The sequence below is a fragment of the Streptomyces sp. NPDC000075 genome (genome assembly GCF_040301925.1).
Lineage (GTDB): Bacteria > Actinomycetota > Actinomycetes > Streptomycetales > Streptomycetaceae > Streptomyces > Streptomyces polychromogenes.
This window is the reverse complement of the sequence record NZ_JBEPFL010000042.1, coordinates 59392-74130: the sequence shown is the minus strand read 5'-3', so window position 1 is coordinate 74130 and position 14739 is coordinate 59392. Positions and strand designations below refer to the sequence as shown.

At 72.5% G+C, this 14739-nt stretch carries 10 protein-coding genes; 8 read left to right on the top strand and 2 right to left on the bottom strand.

What is annotated here, in order from left to right; all coding sequences use genetic code 11:
- The 6 genes from ABT403_RS34065 to galE all read left to right on the top strand — a co-directional run.
- Nucleotides 1–3813: Rne/Rng family ribonuclease (locus ABT403_RS34065; protein ID WP_502966019.1), on the top strand; the 3813-nt coding region annotated here is incomplete at its 5' end.
- Nucleotides 3814–4094: 281 nt separating this feature from the next.
- Nucleotides 4095–4415, top strand: coding sequence for a 50S ribosomal protein L21 (rplU, locus tag ABT403_RS34060; protein ID WP_015033583.1), 321 nt, complete (start codon nt 4095–4097; stop codon nt 4413–4415).
- Between the two features lie 13 nt (nt 4416–4428).
- Entirely contained in the window at nt 4429–4683 is a 255-nt protein-coding gene (gene rpmA / locus ABT403_RS34055) for a 50S ribosomal protein L27 (RefSeq protein WP_007264038.1), read from the top strand.
- A 170-nt stretch (nt 4684–4853) separates the two neighbouring features.
- Nucleotides 4854–6299 carry a GTPase ObgE gene (gene obgE, locus ABT403_RS34050; RefSeq protein WP_344156141.1) on the top strand — a complete coding sequence of 482 codons (1446 nt, stop codon included), beginning with the start codon at nt 4854–4856 and terminating at the stop codon, nt 6297–6299.
- A gap of 69 nt (nt 6300–6368) precedes the next feature.
- Nucleotides 6369–8000, top strand: coding sequence for a glycosyltransferase family 2 protein (locus tag ABT403_RS34045; RefSeq protein ID WP_344156138.1), 1632 nt, complete (start codon nt 6369–6371; stop codon nt 7998–8000).
- A gap of 16 nt (nt 8001–8016) precedes the next feature.
- Nucleotides 8017–9033, top strand: coding sequence for a UDP-glucose 4-epimerase GalE (galE, locus tag ABT403_RS34040; protein WP_344156135.1), 1017 nt, complete (start codon nt 8017–8019; stop codon nt 9031–9033).
- A gap of 66 nt (nt 9034–9099) precedes the next feature.
- Here galE and ABT403_RS34035 read toward each other — a convergent pair whose 3' ends face one another.
- A complete protein-coding gene (locus ABT403_RS34035; RefSeq protein WP_344156132.1) occupies nt 9100–10248 on the bottom strand; it encodes a glycosyltransferase in 1149 nt (382 codons plus the stop codon).
- On the bottom strand, nt 10245–13142 hold the full coding sequence (locus tag ABT403_RS34030; protein WP_344156129.1) for a bifunctional glycosyltransferase/CDP-glycerol:glycerophosphate glycerophosphotransferase: 2898 nt from the start codon (nt 13140–13142) through the stop codon (nt 10245–10247). The genes ABT403_RS34035 and ABT403_RS34030 overlap by 4 nt, the downstream gene beginning before the upstream one ends.
- Nucleotides 13143–13301: 159 nt before the next feature.
- Between ABT403_RS34030 and ABT403_RS34025 the strand changes: the two genes are divergently transcribed.
- Both ABT403_RS34025 and ABT403_RS34020 read left to right on the top strand, forming a co-directional pair.
- Entirely contained in the window at nt 13302–14279 is a 978-nt protein-coding gene (locus ABT403_RS34025; RefSeq protein WP_344156126.1) for a glycosyltransferase family 2 protein, read from the top strand.
- Nucleotides 14276–14725: a GtrA family protein gene (locus tag ABT403_RS34020; RefSeq protein ID WP_344156123.1), complete on the top strand. Its 450-nt coding sequence runs from the start codon at nt 14276–14278 to the stop codon at nt 14723–14725. The genes ABT403_RS34025 and ABT403_RS34020 overlap by 4 nt, the downstream gene beginning before the upstream one ends.
- Nucleotides 14726–14739 lie beyond the last annotated feature (14 nt).

Here is a 14739-nt window from a genome sequence, read left to right as displayed (position 1 = left end):
GCCGCCGAGGTGGTCGTGGAGACCGCCGCCGCCCCGGCCGCCGCCGAGGAGGCCCCGGCCGCTCCGGCCCCGCGCACCCGTCGTCGCGCCACCCGCGCCGTCGCCGCCCCCGAGGCTCCGGCGGCCGAGGCTCCGGCCGCCGAGGCCGTCGCCGCGCCCGTCGTCGAGGAGGAGGCCCCGGCCGCCGCCGCGGCTCCGCGTGCCCGCCGTCGTGCGGTCCGTGCCGTGGCCGCTCCGGCCGCCGCTGCCGCCGAGCCGGCCGCCACCCCCGAGGCTCCGGCCGCCGAGGCCGTCGCCGCGCCCGTCGTCGAGGAGGAGGCCCCGGCCGCCGCCCCGGCTCCGCGTGCCCGTCGCCGTGCGACCCGTGCCGTGGCCGCACCGTCCGCCGCTGCCGCCGAGCCGGCCGAGGTGGTCGTGGAGACCGCCGCCGCGCCCGTCGCCGAGGAGGAGGCCCCGGCCGCCGCCCCGGCTCCGCGTGCCCGCCGCCGTGCGACCCGTGCCGTGGCCGCACCGTCCGCCGTCGCTGCCCCGGCCGTGGCCGAGGAGGCCGCCCCGCAGGCCCCGGTCGTGGAGGAGGCCCCCAAGGCCGCCACCCGCGCCGTCACCGTCGCCGACGCCGTCGACGCCCCGAAGCGCGGTCGCCGCCGTGCCACCCGCGCCGCCGCCCCGGCCGCCGCCCCCGCGCAGCCCGAGGCCGCCGCCGAGCAGGAGGCGCCCGCCGCCCCCAACCGCGCCGCCCGCCGCGCCGCGCGTCCGGCCGTCCCGGTCTTCCAGGCCCCGGTCTTCGCCGAGCCGATGTTCCAGACCCCGGAGACCGCCGCCCTCGCCGCCGCGGCCGCTGCCGCCGCCGTGGAGGCGGAGGAGGAGGCCGAGGAGGAAGAGGCCGAGGCCGTCGCCGAGGTCCAGGCACCCGCCGCCGCGCAGCCGGCCGGACGTCGCCGCCGCCGTCGTGGCGCGGCCGCCGAGCCCGTGACCCTGGCCGAGGTCGTGGCCGAGGGCGAGTACGCCGAGGAGGAGCCGGAGGCCGAGGCCGCCGAGCTCGACGAGGAGGAGTCCGACGAGTCGGGCGACCGCCCCTCGCGCCGCCGTCGCCGCGGTGGCCGTCGCCGCCGCCGCGGTGAGGCCGCCGACCTCGACGAGGGCGTCGAGGAGGAGGCCGAGGGCGAGGCCGCCGACGAGGAGGACGCGCAGGAAGAGGACGAGGAGGCCGAGGAGGCCCTCGGTTCCTCCTCCAGCCGCCGTCGCCGCCGTCGCCGCCGCCGCAGCGGTGACGCCGCCGAGGCCGAGGCGGGCGAGGAGGACGGTGTCCGCACCGTCGTCAAGGTCCGCGAGCCGCGCCCGGCGCGCGAGAAGGCCGAGCCGTCCGACGAGGTCCAGTCCATCAAGGGCTCGACCCGCCTGGAGGCGAAGAAGCAGCGCCGTCGCGAGGGCCGCGAGCAGGGCCGCCGCCGTGTGCCGATCATCACCGAGGCCGAGTTCCTGGCCCGCCGTGAGGCCGTAGAGCGCGTGATGGTCGTCCGCCAGGCCGGCGAGCGCACCCAGATCGGCGTCCTCGAGGACAACGTGCTCGTCGAGCACTACGTCAACAAGGAAGAGGCCACCTCGTACGTCGGCAACGTCTACCTGGGCAAGGTCCAGAACGTGCTGCCGTCGATGGAGGCCGCCTTCATCGACATCGGCAAGGGCCGCAACGCCGTCCTGTACGCCGGTGAGGTCAACTTCGAGGCGCTCGGCATGGCCAACGGGCCGCGCCGCATCGAGTCCGCCCTCAAGTCCGGCCAGTCGGTCCTGGTGCAGGTCACCAAGGACCCGATCGGCCACAAGGGCGCCCGCCTGACCAGCCAGGTCTCGCTGCCCGGCCGCTACCTGGTCTACGTGCCCGAGGGCTCGATGACCGGTATCAGCCGCAAGCTGCCCGACACCGAGCGCGCGCGTCTGAAGACCATCCTCAAGAAGATCGTCCCCGAGGACGCGGGCGTCATCGTGCGCACCGCCGCCGAGGGTGCGAGCGAGGACGAGCTGCGCCGCGACGTCGAGCGTCTGCAGGCGCAGTGGGAGGACATCCAGAAGAAGTCGAAGCAGATCACGACCTCGTCGCCGAGCCTGCTGTACGGCGAGCCGGACATGACCGTCCGCGTCGTGCGCGACATCTTCAACGAGGACTTCTCCAAGGTCATCATCAGCGGTGACCAGGCGTGGGAGACCATCCACGGCTACGTGTCCCACGTGGCCCCGGACCTGGCCGACCGGCTGTCCCGCTGGACCTCCGAGGTGGACGTCTTCGCGACGTACCGGATCGACGAGCAGCTCGCCAAGGCGCTCGACCGCAAGGTGTGGCTGCCCTCGGGCGGCTCCCTCGTGATCGACAAGACCGAGGCGATGGTCGTCATCGACGTCAACACCGGCAAGTTCACGGGCCAGGGCGGCAACCTCGAGGAGACCGTCACCCGGAACAACCTGGAGGCGGCCGAGGAGATCGTGCGCCAGCTGCGGCTGCGCGACCTGGGCGGCATCGTCGTCATCGACTTCATCGACATGGTCCTGGAGTCCAACCGCGACCTGGTGCTGCGGCGCATGCTGGAGTGCCTGGGCCGTGACCGCACGAAGCACCAGGTGGCCGAGGTCACCTCGCTGGGCCTGGTCCAGATGACCCGCAAGCGGGTGGGCCAGGGCCTGCTGGAGTCCTTCTCCGAGACCTGCGTCCACTGCAACGGGCGCGGCGTCATCGTCCACATGGACACCCCGGCCGCGGTCGGCGGCGGTGGCAACGGCAAGCGGGCCAAGCGCCGCGGCGGCCGTGCCCTGGAGCACGAGCACGAGCTGGAGACGGTCGAGACCGTCGAGGCCGAGGTGTTCGAGGCCGAGACCGAGGCGGAGGTGGCCGCCGAGGTCGCCGCGCCCCGTGCGCTGCCGGAGCCGGCGTTCGTCCCGGGCGAGGAGCTGTACGGCAGCCCGGCCGAGGCCGAGGCCGCCGCGGGCATCAGCGGGCGCCGCAACCGGCGCCGCGCCACCCGCAAGGCGACCGCTCCGGCGGGCGCCCCGCGCGGTGAGCGGCAGGCCGCCCCGGCACCGGTGACCCCGGTCGTCCTGGACGAGCCGGTCGCCGAGCCCGCCGACACGGTGCTGGAGCCGGCCGCCGAGGTCGTCGCCGAGGCCGTGGAGGCCGCGGAGACGGTCGAGGCCGCTCCGGTCGAGGCCGCCCCGGTGGCCGAGGAGGCCGCGCCGAAGGGCCGTACCCGCCGCCGGGCGAGCCGCAAGGCCACCGCTCCGGCTCCCGAGCCGGTCGTGGAGGCCGAGCCGGAGCCCGAGCCGGAGCCGGAGCCGGTCGTGGAGGCCGTCGCCGAGCCGGTCGTGGAGCCCGAGCAGGAGACGCAGCCGGCCGCCGAGGCCGTCGCGGAGCCCGTGGCCGAGCCCGAGCCCGTCGTGGAGGCCGCCCCGGCGCGTCCGCGCCGTCGCGCCGTCCGCAAGGCCACCGCGCCGGCCGGTGCGGCCGAGGCCGCCATCGTGGTGGTCGAGGCCCCCGCGGCAGAGCCGGCCGCTCCGGCCGAGGCCGAGGCCGCAGCCGAGCCCGTCGTCGAGGCGGAGGCCGAGGCTGAGGCCCCGGCGCCCGCCAAGAAGACCGCCCGCAAGGCTCCGGCCAAGAAGGCGGCCACGGCGAAGAAGGCCCCGGCCAAGAAGGCGGCGGCCGCCAAGAAGACGGCCGCGAAGAAGACGACGACGGTCAAGAAGACCGCCGCGAAGCGGGCGACGAAGAAGACCGCGGCGGCGGAGCAGCAGACCCCGCCGTCCGTCTCGGCTCCGGCCGAGGCCTGATCGACGCCCGTCCGTGGGCCCCGCCGCACCGGCGGGGCCCACGGGCACGCGGGGGCCCGGTTTGACCCTCCGGAACCGGCCCCGTAACCTAGACCGTCGGCGTGTCCTGGACGTTTACCGTGCAGCGCGCGCCGCGCTCCTGAGCACCTTCCTCCCGCACCCTCCGCGCAAGCGGACGGGACCCGGGAGAGGCCGCTCGTCCATTCCGGATCACCGTGGGCCCCGGCCCGCGTGAGCGGCTGGCTTCAGGAGTATCCGCCCCGAGTGAGAGAGAGATCCGCGTGTACGCCATCGTGCGCAGCGGTGGTCGCCAGCACAAGGTTGCTGTCGGCGACATCGTTGAGGTTGACAAGATTTCCACTGCCAAGGTTGGCGACACGGTCGAGCTCTCGACCCTGCTCGTTGTCGACGGCGACGCCGTGACCAGCGACCCGTGGGTCCTGGCGGGCATCAAGGTCACGGCCGAGGTCGTGGACCACCACAAGGGCGCCAAGATCGACATCCTGCGCTACAAGAACAAGACCGGCTACCGCCGTCGCCAGGGTCACCGTCAGCAGTACACGGCGATCAAGGTCACCGGTATCCCCGCGGCTGCGAAGTAAGAGGGACTGAGACATGGCACACAAGAAGGGCGCATCGTCCACCCGGAACGGGCGCGATTCCAATGCTCAGCGGCTCGGCGTGAAGCGCTTCGGCGGTCAGGTCGTTTCCGCCGGCGAGATCCTCGTCCGCCAGCGCGGCACCCACTTCCACCCGGGTGCGGGTGTCGGTCGCGGTGGCGACGACACGCTGTTCGCGCTGCTGCCGGGTGCGGTGCAGTTCGGTACGCACCGTGGCCGCAAGGTCGTCAACATCGTTCCGGCCGCCTGATCCAGCTCCTGCTGAATCACAAGCGTTCGTAACACCCCGAGGGCGGATCTCAGCTCTTCCCGGCACACGCCGGGAAGAGAGGTCCGCCCTCGGCGCGTTGTCACAGAGACACGTTTAATGGGCAGCAAGGCCTGTCCGGGACATTCCCGTAAGTATCTGGAGGAACACCCATGACCACCTTCGTGGACCGCGTCGAGCTGCACGTCGCCGCGGGTAACGGGGGCCACGGCTGCGCCTCCGTTCACCGGGAGAAGTTCAAGCCCCTGGGCGGCCCCGACGGCGGCAACGGCGGTCGCGGCGGTGACGTCATCCTGGTGGTGGAGCAGGCGATCACCACCCTGCTGGACTACCACCACAGCCCGCACCGCAAGGCCACCAACGGCAAGCCCGGCGAGGGCGGCAACCGCTCCGGCAAGGACGGCCAGGACCTGATCCTGCCCGTGCCGGACGGCACCGTCGTCCTCGACAAGGAGGGCAACGTCCTCGCCGACCTCGTCGGCCAGGGCACCACGTACGTGGCCGCCGAGGGCGGTCGCGGCGGTCTCGGCAACGCCGCCCTGTCCTCCGCCCGCCGCAAGGCCCCCGGCTTCGCGCTCCTCGGCGTCCCCGGCACCACCGGCGACATCGTCCTGGAGCTGAAGACGGTCGCCGACGTGGCGCTCGTCGGCTTCCCCAGCGCCGGCAAGTCCTCGCTGATCTCGGTGCTCTCCGCCGCCAAGCCGAAGATCGCGGACTACCCCTTCACCACCCTCGTCCCGAACCTGGGCGTGGTCACCGCCGGCTCGACCGTCTACACGATCGCCGACGTTCCCGGCCTGATCCCGGGCGCCAGCCAGGGCAAGGGCCTCGGCCTGGAGTTCCTGCGCCACGTCGAGCGCTGCTCGGTCCTCGTGCACGTCCTGGACACCGCCACCCTGGAGTCGGACCGCGACCCGGTCGGCGACCTCGACCTCATCGAGGAGGAGCTCAAGCTCTACGGCGGCGGCCTGGAGAAGCGCCCCCGCCTCGTCGTCCTGAACAAGGTCGACATCCCCGACGGCCAGGACCTCGCCGAGATGGTCCGCCCGGACCTGGAGGCCCGCGGCTACAAGGTCTTCGAGGTCTCCGCGGTCGCCCGCACCGGCCTCAAGGAGCTCTCCTACTTCCTGGCCGAGGTCGTCGCCAAGGCGCGCGCCCGCAAGCCGAAGCAGGAGGCGACCCGCATCGTCATCCGTCCGAAGGCCGTGGACGACGCCGGCTTCACCGTGGCCTACGACGAGGTCGAGGACGTGTACCGCGTGCGCGGCGAGAAGCCGGAGCGCTGGGTCCGCCAGACCGACTTCAACAACGACGAGGCCGTCGGCTACCTCGCCGACCGCCTCAACCGCCTCGGTGTCGAGGACGCGCTGAAGAAGGCCGGTGCCAAGGCGGGCGACGGCGTCGCCATCGGCGCCGACGACAACGCGGTCGTCTTCGACTGGGAGCCGACCATGATGGCCGGCGCCGAGATGCTGGGCCGCCGCGGTGAGGACCACCGCATGGAGGCCCCGCGTCCGGCCACCCAGCGCCGCAAGGAGAAGGAAGCCCGGCGCGGCGACGCCGCCCAGCAGGAGTACGACGAGTTCCGTCCCTTCTAGGGGCCTCCGGGCGGGCGGCGTGCGGCGGACTTGAAGCCCGCTTTACGCCGTTCGCCTAGGATCCTGCGGGTGAGCAGCAGCAATTCCAGCAGTGACACCCCCTCGGTGTCCGTGGTCGTGATCGCGTACAACGACGCCGGGCTCGTGGGCGAGGCCGTCTCCTCGGCCCTCGCCCAGGGCCCGGTGGTCGCCGAGGTCATCGCGGTCGACGACGCCTCCTCGGACGCGACCGCGCGTGTCCTGGACGAGCTGGCCGAGGTCCACCCGCGCCTGAAGGTCATCCACCGCGCGGAGAACAGCGGCGGCTGCGGCACCCCGCGCAACGACGGGATCGCCGCCGCGAGCTCCCCGTACGTCCTCTTCCTGGACAGTGACGACGTCCTGCCCCCCGGCGCGGCCGACGCCCTGCTGCGGGCCGCCGAGGAGCACCGCGCGCCCGTCACGGTCGGCGCGTGCGTCCGGCGCGAGCTGCCCGAGGGCCGCGACGTGCCGTGGATGCCCGGGCTGTACACGCCGGGCGAGGTCGTCGAGCGGCCCGCAGACCGGCCCGAACTGGTCCGCGACACCCTCTGCGTCAACAAGCTGTACGAGCGTTCCTTCCTGGAGAAGCACGGGATCCGCTTCCCCGACGGCCGCTTCGTCTACGAGGACTTCGTCTTCACCTCCCGCGTCCTGGCCGCCGCCCCCCGCATCGCGGTCGTTGGCGACCTCGTCTACGTGTGGCACGTGCGCCGCAGCGCCGCCCAGGTGTCCATCTCCCTGGACCGCAAGGACATCGGCAACTGGAGCTCCCGCGTCGAGGCCCACCGCACCGCCTCCCGCACCCTCGCCGCCGCCTCGCCGGAGCTGGGCCACGCCTGCCAGGTGAAGTTCCTCGACTACGACCTGCGCATGTACCTGCGCGAGCTCGGCCGCGACCCCGGTTACCGGGCCGCCTGGTGGACCCTGACCCGCGACTACCTGGCCGGCTTCGACGCCGCCGACCTCGACGCGGCCCCCGCCCGCGCCCGCTGGACCGCCCGCGTGCTGCTGGCCGCCGAGACCCCGCCCGCCGACGTCGAACGGCTGATGACGGGCCTGGCCGCCGAGCCCGCCCGGCTGCTGCCCCCGTACGCGACCGGCGCCGCCGGGGAGCCGGTGTGGAGCGAGGAGCTGCCGGTCCCGCTGGACGGGCTCGCGGACCTGCCCGCCGCCGGCCTGCCCCTGACCGTGGACGCGCGGCCCGCCGGGGGCGCGGCCGTCCAGGTCCGGGTCCACGACCTGTACGGGCGGCTGGCCGGGGCCCGCCCGCAGAGCGTCCTGCTGAGCTTCCTGCCCCGGGCCGGCGGTGACCCCGTCCAGGTGCGTCCCGTGGAGCTGCGGCCCGCCGCCGACGGGGACGGCTGGACCGCCGAGGTCCCGTTCCGGCTCGCCGCGCTGGCCGCCGAGGGCCGCCGCCGGGGGCTGCGCGGGATGCAGGCCTGGGACGTCCGGGCGGGCGTGAGCTGCGCCGACGGGAGCTCCCCGGTCACCTCGCTGCGCCCCCTGGGCGGGCTCCTGCGCCGCCGGGCGCTGCCCAGCAGCCGGTACGGTGTTCTGCTGGCGCAGCCCTACCGCACGGCCTCCGGCGCGCTCGCGCTGCGCCTCGCCCCCGGTGCCGGGGGCGCGCTGACCTTCGTACGCAACCGCCTCGACCGCGCCCGCGCGCGCAGGTCACGCTAGAGCTCGGGAGACCCGCATGACGTTTCTGATCACCGGTGGCGCCGGATACATCGGCGCGCACGTCGTCCGCGCGATGCTGCTCGCGGGGCAGAAGGTCGTGGTCTTCGACGACCTCTCCACGGGCCGGGAGGACCGGGTGCCGGAGGGCGTGCCGCTGGTCACCGCCTCGGTGCTGGACCGGCTCGCCCTGGACGAGGCCATCGCCCGGCACAAGATCACCGGTGTGGTGCACCTGGCGGGCAAGAAGCAGGTCGGCGAGTCCGTCGAGAAGCCGCTGTACTACTACCACGAGAACGTGGAGGGCCTTCAGGTCCTGCTCGGGGCCGTGGCCGCCGCCGGTATCCGCAATTTCCTCTTCTCCTCCTCGGCCTCCGTGTACGGGATGCCGGACGTGGACTCGGTCACCGAGGAGACCCCGTGCCGGCCGCTGAGCCCGTACGGCGAGACCAAGCTGGCCGGAGAGTGGCTGGTCCGGGCCGCGGGCAAGGCCCACGGCATCTCCACGGCCTGCCTGCGCTACTTCAACGTGGCGGGCGCGGCCGCACCCGAGCTCGCGGACACCGGGGTGTTCAACCTGGTCCCGATGGTCTTCGAGCGCTACGACGCAGGCGAGGGCGCCCGGATCTTCGGCGACGACTACCCGACCCCGGACGGCACCTGCATCCGCGACTACATCCACGTCGAGGACCTGGCGGACGCCCACGTGGTGGCCGCCCGCAGGCTCGCCGAGTGGGGAGCGGCGGGAGAGTACAAGGACCTCACGGTCAACATCGGGCGCGGTGAGGGCGTCTCCGTCAAGGAGATGGTCGAGCTGCTCAACGAGGGCACCGGGCACACGTACGCGCCGGTCGTCACCCCGCGCCGCCCCGGCGACCCGGCGAAGGTCGTGGCCTCCGCCGACCGGATCGCGGCGGAGCTGGGCTGGAAGGCCCGGCACGACGTCCGCGAGATGATCAGCTCGGCCTGGGCGGGCTGGGAGGCCAACCGGCGTGCGCCGCACCGCGACGGCCGCAAGGACGCCCACACGGTCTGACGCCCGTTGCGCGAGGAAGCCGCCGCCCCGGCCGGGGCGGCGGCTTCCTCGTATACGGGGGAGGAGTCAGCGCTCCAGGAAGGCGAAGAGCTTCTCCCACCGGTCGGTGATCTCCGCGCTGGAGTAGCGGCGCACGCTGTGGAAGGCCGCGTCGCCGAGCCGGTCGCGGGTGGCGGCGTCCGACATCAGGGTGTCGAGGTGTCCGGCCAGCTCCATCGTGTTGCCGAGGCGGGCCAGCAGGCCGTCCTCGCCGTGCCGCACGATCTCCCGTACGCCGGGCGCGCAGTCGAACGCGGCCACCGGCAGGCCCGCCGCCATCGCCTCCAGCAGGGTGATGGGGAAGCCTTCGGCCCGGGAGGCCTGGGCGAAGACGGAGGCCCCGCTCAGCGCGCCCAGCACGTCGTCGGTGCTGCCCATCCACTCGACGGAGTCCTCCACCCCGAGCGAGGCGCAGTGTGCCCGCAGGGTGGCCTCCTCCACGCCCGCCCCGTAGATCCGCAGGGTCCAGTCGGGGTGGCGGGGGGCGGCGTCCGCCCAGGCGTCGAGGAGAAGGTCCACGCCCTTCTCGAAGGCGAGGCGGCCGACGCTCGCGACGACCTTGGAGGTGCGCGGGGCGGGGGAGTCGGGCATGAACGGCAGCGGGTTCGGCATGCTGTCGACGTTCTCCATGCCGGCCCGGATCCACAGGTCGGCGTCCTCCGGGGTGAGGACGAGCAGCCGGTCGACCTCCGGGTACCAGCGGCGGACCCGGTCGCCCCGGGTGGACTTCTGGCTGGCCTCGAAGGACTCGTGGCTCATGCCGATGACGGAGAGTCCCTTGGTGTCGGCGAGGGCCACCCACTCCATCGCCCAGACCTGGGTGACGATCACGACGGAGCCCGGGCCGGCCGCCCGGAACATCTCGCTCAGCCGCTCGGCCCTGGCCCGCATCCCCGCCCGGCGGGCCGCCTGGCGGCGCCGCTCGGGGGCGTTGAGGCGGCCCTTGACGCCGCTGAGCCTGCGGGCCTTCGGCGGGTGGGTGTCGTACAGGGTGGTCGTCGCGTAGGGGAGGTCGGCGGGCAGCTTCTGCCGGATCTCCTCGGCGACGGGGGCGATGCCCACGATGTGCACGCGGTGGCCGCGGTCGGTGAAGAGCCGGGCCATCTGGTGGGACCAGGTGGTCACCCCGCCGAGCTCGTCCACGCTGTTGGAGACGATGAAGATGTCCCGGCTCACTTGCCGCTCCCGGTGAAGAACTTCTCGACGATCTGGCGTGCGGCGTCCCCGCGGTCGTACTCGCCGAACTCGGCGAGGAACCGCTGGCGGGCCTCGGCGTACTTGGCGTCGGCCTCCTCGAACGCGGCGACGGCCTGCATCAGCTCGTCCGCCGTGGCCACCACCGGGCCGGGTGCCTTCTCCAGCAGGTCGAAGTAGGTGCCGCGGATGTCCGTCGCGTACTTCTCGTAGTCGTAGGCGAAGAAGATCATCGGCCGGTCCAGCACCGCGTAGTCGAACATCACGGACGAGTAGTCGGTGATCAGCCCGTCGGCGAGCGCCAGCAGCGGGGTGATGTCGTGGTGGCGGGAGACGTCGATGACCCGGCCCGCGACCGAAGGCGGCAGGGAGACGCTGTTGAGGTAGTGGGTGCGCACCAGCAGCGTGCACCGGTCGCCGAGCCGCTCCGCGAACTCCTCCACGTCGAAGGGGAACTCGAAGCCCTCCACCGCGCCGTCCGCGTTGGCCCGGAAGGTCGGCGCGTACAGCAGCACCCGCTTGTCCGGGTCGATGCCCAGTTCGGCGGCGAGCGGCCCGCGTACCCTCCCCCCGCTACCGCCGGGAGGCGCCCCCAACCCGCTGTCCGCCTCGGCGCGGTGCGCCGCGACCAGGGCGTCGTTGCGCGGGTAGCCGGTGCGCAGCAGCACCTCGTCACGGAGCCGGAAGCCCTTGGCGAGGGTGCGGACGTCGTGCTCGGAGCGGATCAGGAAGTGGTCGAAGCGGTCGACGGCCGCCTGGAAGCGGTCCTGCGCGGGCTTGCCCTGCGCCTTGGTGCGGGGTTCGTGGAAGCCCATCCGCTTGAGGGCGGAGCCGTGCCAGGTCTGGATGTAGGTGGTCCCCGGGCGCTTGGACAGCGCGAGCGGGAAGCCCTGGTTGTCCACCCAGTACTCGGCCTGGGCCAGCGCCCGCAGGTACTGCCAGCTCCAGCGCTTGACCAGGACGGCCTCGGTGGGGAAGCCGGTGGGCTTGGCGCCCGCGTAGGACCAGATCGCCTGGAAGGGGGCCTTCTGGCGGACCAGCTCCTCGTAGATGGCCTTGGGGCTGTCGCTGTACTGCTTGCCCATGTGGCTCTCGAAGACGACCGTGCCCTTCTTGACCGGCAGCTTCGAGAAGACCTCGTGGTAGACCTTCACCTTCTGCTCGCCGGAGCCGATGTTGCGGCGTGCCTTCAGGGCCCGGCGCAGGCCGCGCTTGACCACGCCGGCGGCCTTGCCGTGCATGGCGCTGCTGATCAGCGACTGGGTGCGGACGGCGGCGGCGCCCTCGGCGGTCAGGACGTAGGAGAGGTTGCCCTTCTTGGTCATCTCCGGCTCGAAGCGGTCGGAGACCAGCCGGGTCAGGCGCGGGCGCACGCGCAGGCGGGCCGCGGACTCCAGGTCGACCCCGCCGACCGAGACGCGGGTGGTCATCCGGTCCCCGCCGGCCTTCAGCTTCAGGCGCACGTCCCAGACGGCGTCGATGATGCCGAGGGGGCGGACGGTGCCGCCGACGTCGGCGGTGGTGCTCCACTCGATCGTGTCACCGGCGTGGCGCACGGTTGCCACGGGGAAGCTGAACGAGCGCACGCCGATCTGCCGCCGGGCCCGGAACTCCAGGGTGGCCGACAGCTCGGCGTCCTCCGCGATCCGGCCGAGCGGGTTCACGACGGCGCCGGAGAGGGTGACGGTGCCGCGTCCGTCGTCCTCGTACGAGGTCAGGCGGTTGCCCAGGGCCAGGGAGGACAGCGGCGTGGTGTGGAAGCCCTGGTCGGTGACGTCCAGTATCCGGCGGCCCTCGGCGTCGTCGAGGTGGCCGGCGCACCAGTAGATCCGGCCGTCGCTCTCGGCCAGCGGGGAGGACAGCCGGCCCTTGTTGGTCATCGCGTCGGCGGCCGCGAGGAGGTTCTTCCAGTCCTCCTTGCCCAGCAGGTACGCGCAGATGGCCTGGAGGTGGGTGACGTTCTCGTACGCGGCCGGGTCGATGCCGGCCAGGTAGCCGTTGGCGAGCCGGGCGAACTCCTGGCGGTAGGCGTCGCCCAGCAGCGGCAGGTCACGCAGGTGCAGGACCAGGTCGTGCTTGAGGAACTTGGCGTCCTTGGCGGTCTTGATGGCGGTGTGGCCCTTGGCGGCCAGCAGCTCGTCGACCCGGCGGTGGATCTCCATCCGGTGGACGAAGTTCGCGATCTCGTGGCGCCGGTTGCTGATCGACTTGGCCGCGGCCTTCTCGACCACGTTCCAGTAGTAGACGTGGTTGGGGATCAGGGTGATCCGGCGGGCCGCGACGTACGCCTGGGCCGAGAACAGCAGGTCCTCGTAGTGGATGCCGACCGGGAACTCCAGGCCCTGCTCCAGCAGGAACGAGCGCCGGTAGCACTTGTTCGTGGAGAGGGTGTCGTAGACCAGCAGGTCCGGGTACTCGGTGATCGACTCCAGCGTGCGGGTGCGGGCGTAGATCCACGGGTACCACTCGGTGGTCTTGCCCCAGCGGTTGTCGAGGTGCACGCGCACGCACATGCCCGAGACCAGGTCGGAGCCGGTCCGCTCGGCGGCGGCCAGCATGTTGCGGCAGGCGTTGCGCTCCAGGACGTCGTCGCTGTCCAGGAACATGACGTAGGTGCCGGTGGCCTGCTTGATGCCGTGGTTGCGGGGCGCGCCGCAGCCGCCGCTGTTCTCGGGCAGCCGGAAGGCGCGGACCCGTCCCGGGTTCGCCGCTTCGAGCTCCTGGGCGACCTCGTAGGACCGGTCCTTGCTGCAGTCGTCCACGATCACGACTTCGACCCCGCGCAGGGTCTGGTCCAAAACCGACCGGACGGCTGTCGGCAGACGCTCTGCGTCGTTGTAGACGATGACGACCACGGAGACGTCAGGCACGTGCACCTCGATCCCTTCGTTCCATTCCGCTTATCCCGTCAAAGCTACCGTGTGCCGCGCACGACTCGGGCAGGGCGACCTTCGCCGTGCATACTTCTAAGGAAGAGTTGAGACGCGGGTCCGGTTGCCGACAATCACCCGTTCGGACCCCAGCAGGAAGTGCCCATGACCAAGCTGTCGGTAGTTGTCCCCTGTTACAACGAAGAAGCCGTCATCGACCGCTTCGACGAGGAGATCCGCAAGGTCCTGGACGGCCTGCCCGTCGAATACGAGGTCTGCTACGTCGACGACGGCAGCCGCGACGGCACCCTCGGCAAGCTCCGGCGCATCGCCGCCGAGCACGGGGACCGTACCCGCTACGTCTCCTTCAGCCGTAACTTCGGCAAGGAGGCGGGCATGCTCGCCGGCCTGCGCGAGGCCACCGGCGACGCCGTGGTGATCATGGACGCGGACCTCCAGCACCCGCCGGAGCTCATCGCCACCATGCTGGAGCACTACCGCCAGGGCCACGACCAGGTCATCGCCCGGCGCACCCGCGAAGGGGACAAGAAGCTCCGCTCGGCCCTCAGCCGCCTCTACTACCGCGGCGTCAACAACTGGGTCGACGTCGAGCTCACCGACGGGGTCGGAGACTTCCGGCTGCTCTCCCGGCCGGCCGTCGACGCTCTCCTCGCGCTCCCGGAGTACAACCGCTTCTCCAAGGGCCTCTTCTCCTGGATCGGCTTCGACACCGTCCACTTCGACTACCGCAACGCCCAGCGCGAGGCCGGCGAGACCAAGTGGAAGTTCGCCTCCCTGCTGAACTACGGCATGGACGGGCTGATCTCCTTCAACAACCGCCCGCTGCGCATCGGCATCTGGCTCGGGGTCTCGCTCGTCGCGCTGACCGGCCTGTACGCGCTGTGGATCACCGTGATGGCGATCACCAACGGCATCGACGCCCCCGGCTACGTCACGATCATCGCCATGATCGCCGGTATCGGCGGCATGCAGATGATCATGCTGGGACTGATCGGCGAGTACATCGGCCGCATCTACTACGAAACCAAGCGCCGCCCGCACTTCCTGGTCAAGGAGGCCCACGGCGCGCCCGTGGCCCCCGCGCCCGCGGAGCCGGCCGTCGCGGAAGGCACCGGCCGATGAGCACCTCCACCCGCCGGGACAAGCTCGGCCAGATATTCCGCTTCGCCCTGGTGGGCGGCGTCAACACCGCCACCTTCTACGTCCTCTACCTGCCCCTGCACTGGTGGATGCCGTACTTCGCCGCCTACACGCTGGCCTTCCTGCTCGCGATGGTCGGGTCGTTCTTCATGAACACCTACTTCACCTACCGAACGCGTCCCACCTGGAAGAAGTTCCTGCTCTTCCCGCTGACGAACGTCACCAACTACGTGATCCAGTCCGCCGGCCTCTACGCCCTGGTGACCTGGGGCGGCATGGACACCCGGATCGCCCCGCTGTTCGCGGCCGTCCTGGCCATCCCGTTCACGTTCGTCCTCTCGCGCAAGATCCTCATTCCGGGGACCACGCGCGCGGCCGAGGCCCCCGAGCCGGAGCCGGCCGCGGCGGGCTCCACGTCCAGGGGCTGAAACCGGCGGGCGGG

Excerpts from the sequence above, each read along its gene's own strand:
- rpmA (WP_007264038.1), top strand. The coding sequence starts at position 4,429 with ATGGCACACAAGAAGGGCGCATCGTCCACCCGGAACGGGCGCGATTCC.
- obgE (WP_344156141.1), top strand. The coding sequence starts at position 4,854 with ATGACCACCTTCGTGGACCGCGTCGAGCTGCACGTCGCCGCGGGTAAC.
- galE (WP_344156135.1), top strand. The coding sequence starts at position 8,017 with ATGACGTTTCTGATCACCGGTGGCGCCGGATACATCGGCGCGCACGTC.
- ABT403_RS34025 (WP_344156126.1), top strand. The coding sequence starts at position 13,302 with ATGACCAAGCTGTCGGTAGTTGTCCCCTGTTACAACGAAGAAGCCGTC.
- ABT403_RS34020 (WP_344156123.1), top strand. The coding sequence starts at position 14,276 with ATGAGCACCTCCACCCGCCGGGACAAGCTCGGCCAGATATTCCGCTTC.